5 protein-coding genes are annotated in these 3,434 nt (G+C 52.4%); 1 reads left to right on the top strand and 4 read right to left on the bottom strand.

Features of this window, described 5'->3' with window-relative positions:
- On the bottom strand, positions 1-588 hold a 588-nt coding region (locus tag ABYT30_RS17265; protein ID WP_373097695.1), incomplete at its 3' end, for a TonB-dependent receptor plug domain-containing protein.
- A 260-nt stretch (positions 589-848) separates the two neighbouring features.
- On the opposite strand from ABYT30_RS17265, the gene ABYT30_RS17260 reads away from it, so the two are divergent.
- Positions 849-1,286, top strand: a complete 438-nt coding sequence (locus ABYT30_RS17260; protein ID WP_373083315.1) for a PaaI family thioesterase — start codon at positions 849-851, stop codon at positions 1,284-1,286.
- 52 nt (positions 1,287-1,338) lie between these two features.
- Here ABYT30_RS17260 and dapD read toward each other — a convergent pair whose 3' ends face one another.
- From dapD to nth, 3 genes are all read right to left on the bottom strand, one after another.
- On the bottom strand, positions 1,339-2,376 hold the full coding sequence (dapD, locus tag ABYT30_RS17255; RefSeq protein ID WP_373097692.1) for a 2,3,4,5-tetrahydropyridine-2,6-dicarboxylate N-succinyltransferase: 1,038 nt from the start codon (positions 2,374-2,376) through the stop codon (positions 1,339-1,341).
- Between the two features lie 25 nt (positions 2,377-2,401).
- Positions 2,402-2,761 (bottom strand): ArsC family reductase, encoded by a 360-nt coding sequence (locus tag ABYT30_RS17250; protein WP_373084106.1) that lies wholly within the window; start codon positions 2,759-2,761, stop codon positions 2,402-2,404.
- A gap of 87 nt (positions 2,762-2,848) precedes the next feature.
- Positions 2,849-3,434, bottom strand: a 586-nt coding sequence (gene nth / locus ABYT30_RS17245) for an endonuclease III (protein ID WP_373097690.1), incomplete at its 5' end; no start/stop codon positions are given.

Below are 3,434 nucleotides of genomic sequence, written 5' to 3'. Positions count from 1 at the left end.
TGAGTCGCTAAAGGGCCCACTCACATAAGCTTTTATCTGTTTCAGCTTGTCGCTGCCAAAGCTGACTTCCGCCATGGCTTCAAAGTTTTCAGTTGGGCCCTGCGTTGCGACGCTAATCACCCCGGCGGTGACGTTTTTACCGTGCAAGGTACTCTGGGGGCCTTTTAAGACTTCAACGGAACTCACATCTACCAAGTCGCCCATACCAATGCCGGAGCGAGACCGAAAGGCACCGTCGATAAACAGGCCAGTCGCGGGCTCAAAATTGGGGATGTTACCGGCATTGCCGATATTGCGAATTCTGAAGGTGGTGGCTAGCGGACTAATATTGGTGAGTACGATAAGCGACGGCACTTGCGCGGCGATGTCGCTAATGTCGTTAAAACCAATATCGGCAAGCTGGTCGGCTGTTAGGGCAGATACCGAGACGGGGACGGTCTGCATGTCCTCGGCGCGCTTTTGGGCCGTGACGATGACCTCCTCGAGCTGAGCGGCTGAGGTCGCAGCTGCGGGTCCGAGTAAGGCTGCGGATATACCGAATACCAGTGGCCGTAGAGAGAAGCTAACACTTGGCTTATTTTTATACATATTGAGTTCCAGAAAAGGCGCTCTTAAGCGCGCCGGACTTATAATTTTTATATTTACCGAACAGATCTAAGATGCAAGCTACCACAATGGGGCAGGAAGTAAAGTATTGGCAGTAATTATGTTATATTTATGCGGTCAGAGATTTTAGGGATGCGTTGCGACTGCGCCGCGCTTGCCTGGAGTTGTATGCTTGATGCCGACGGCCATTTTTGGAATGAATACTTCGGCTAAATTACTGGTAGCACTTAGGAGACCGAGATATGAACAAAGAAGCCCATTACCGACAACTTGAAACGATGTATAAGGCCGCTCCAGTGAATGCTTTTTACTTGCCGGAAATATGTGTGACCGACGGGGAGTCTGAGATTTCTATAGCGGTGTCTGAAAAGCTGTTTCACTCGGCTCGGGCTGTACACGGTTCGGTCTATTTCAAAATGCTGGATGACGCTGCCTTTTTCGCGGCTAACTCATTAGAGCCAGATTACTTTGTGTTGACGACATCGTTCACCACCTATTTGACAAGGCCGGTGTCTGAGGGGCGTTTGAGATCCGTGGGCAAAGTTGTTAATCGCACTAAGTCGCAATTTATCGTTGAGGCGGTTGTTTATGATAGTGACGGTAACGAGGTGGGGCGTGGCAATGGCATATTTGTGCGCAGCAAAATGCGCTTAAACGATGCGATGGGCTATGGCGAGTAGTTGGCAAGGCTAGCTCTAGCGCCAAGTGGCGCTAGAGTATCGTAAGCCACGCTTAGTTATGGGCGTGGAGCATCTCGTTAAGGGCGATGGCCGATTTATTGGTTAACACCTCAACCGCGCCATTCTTGGAATTGCGGCGGAACAGCAAGTCGGACTGGCCAGATAATTCGCGTGCTTTGGTGGTGCCGGCAACTGCGCCGTCGGAGTCAATCATAGTGAGGACGGAACCAGCGGTTATGTACAGGCCTGCTTCAATGGTGCAGCGATCGCCCAAGGGAATGCCGACACCGGCATTGGCGCCGATGAGGCATTCTTTACCCACAGAAATAATAATATTGTTGCCGCCGGACAGTGTGCCCATGGTGGAGCAGCCGCCGCCGAGGTCGGAACCCGCGCCAACCATAACGCCGGCGGAAATACGTCCTTCGATCATACCGGGACCTTCGGTGCCTGCATTAAAGTTAACAAAGCCCTCGTGCATGATGGTTGTGCCTTCGCCAAGGTAGGCGCCGAGGCGCACGCGCGCGGTGTGGGCAATACGCACGCCACTTGGAACAACGTAATTAGTCATCTTGGGGAATTTGTCTACGGACATTACTTCAAGCATTTCGCCTTTTAGGCGCGCTTCTAGCTGTCGGCCTTTGAGTTCGCTGATGTCCACCGCGCCTTTGTTGGTCCAAGCGACATTGGGTAGGGCGCCAAACAGGCCGTTCAGATTAATGCTGTGCGGCTTGACGAGTCGGTGCGAAAGCAAGTGCAGTTTTAAATAGCCTTCGGGAACAGAACCGGGTGCATCATCCGTAGTGAGAATGGTGACCACTAATGGCTGATTGCCACTGGCCAATTGCACGGCGAGCTCGGCCTGCTCTTTATTGCCAGCGGCTTTCAGTGCTTCGGCAATCTGCGCCATTTGATCTCTGTTCACCGCGCTAGCAGTGTTGCCGTGCACCGGTTCAATCACGCTGAGGATGGCATCGACCAGCTTGGCGGCGGGGGCCAGGATTGGCTTGGGGTAAAAAGTGTCTAGCCACTCGCCTTTGCGGTTTTGGGTGCCGAGGCCGAGGCCGAGTGCGAAGTATTCTTGGGTCATTGTAAGTTCTCTATAGATAAATGGCTTAAAGGGTGTGGTGGGTGAACAGCGACTGATAATGATCGGCCTTAAATCCGAGGTGTAGCTCACTGCCGGTGTCGAGCAGGGGGCGCTTCATTAGCGTCGGGTGTTCCAGGAGTAGAGGGATCGCTGTGTCTGTGTTTAGCTCATCGCGTTGCGCGGGGCTGAGCTGCTTCCATGTTGTGCTGCGCTTATTGACCAGTGTGTCTACCCCCAATTCCTGCAGCCAGATTTTTAGCTGTTGTGCAGTGAGTGGCGTATCGCGAACATCATGAAAGCTAAAGTCGACATTGTGCGCTTCTAGCCAGCGTCTGGCTGCGCGCACGGTATCGCAATTTTTAATGCCGTAGAGTGTGGTGCTCATGGTTCTGCTCTTCTTGCATGTGGGCGAAAAAATCAGCCGTTAAGGATAACAAATTCTGGCGTGTGGTTCACTGGGCCATATTGTTGGCTAGGGTTTGTATACTTTCGGGGGCTTTTTGCGTTTTGGGTATAAGGTGGTGCATATTTCGCAAACCGTGCCGTCGCAGCCTCTGGCGCTGCAGTATTCTCTGCCATAAAAGATAATTTGCAGATGTAGCGAGTTCCACTTTTCCTTGGGGAAAAGGGATTTAAGGTCTTTCTCAGTTTGTACTACGTTTTTGCCATTCGTTAGCCCCCAGCGCTGCGCTAGCCGATGAATATGGGTGTCGACTGCGAAGGCGGGTACGCCAAAGGCTTGGGACATCACCACACTTGCGGTTTTGTGGCCGACGCCGGGTAGGGTTTCCAGTGCCGCCATATCCTGGGGGACAACACCGTTAAATTTCTCAACGAGGATTTCTGACAGGCGTTTAATGGCGCTGGATTTTTGTGGAGATAGGCCACAGGGGCGAATGATCTGACGGATAATTTCCACATTCTGTTTGGCCATATCAAAGGGATTGTCAGCCAGTTCAAATAGCGCGGGGGTGATCTGGTTGACTCGCTCGTCCGTGCACTGGGCTGACAATAATACGGCGACCAAAAGGGTGTAGGGGTCTTTGTGGTCAAGTGGA

Source organism: Zhongshania sp. (assembly GCF_041623545.1).
Classification (GTDB): domain Bacteria; phylum Pseudomonadota; class Gammaproteobacteria; order Pseudomonadales; family Spongiibacteraceae; genus Spongiibacter.
The sequence above is the reverse complement of the archived record's forward strand: the minus strand, read 5'-3'. Positions and strand labels throughout refer to the sequence as shown.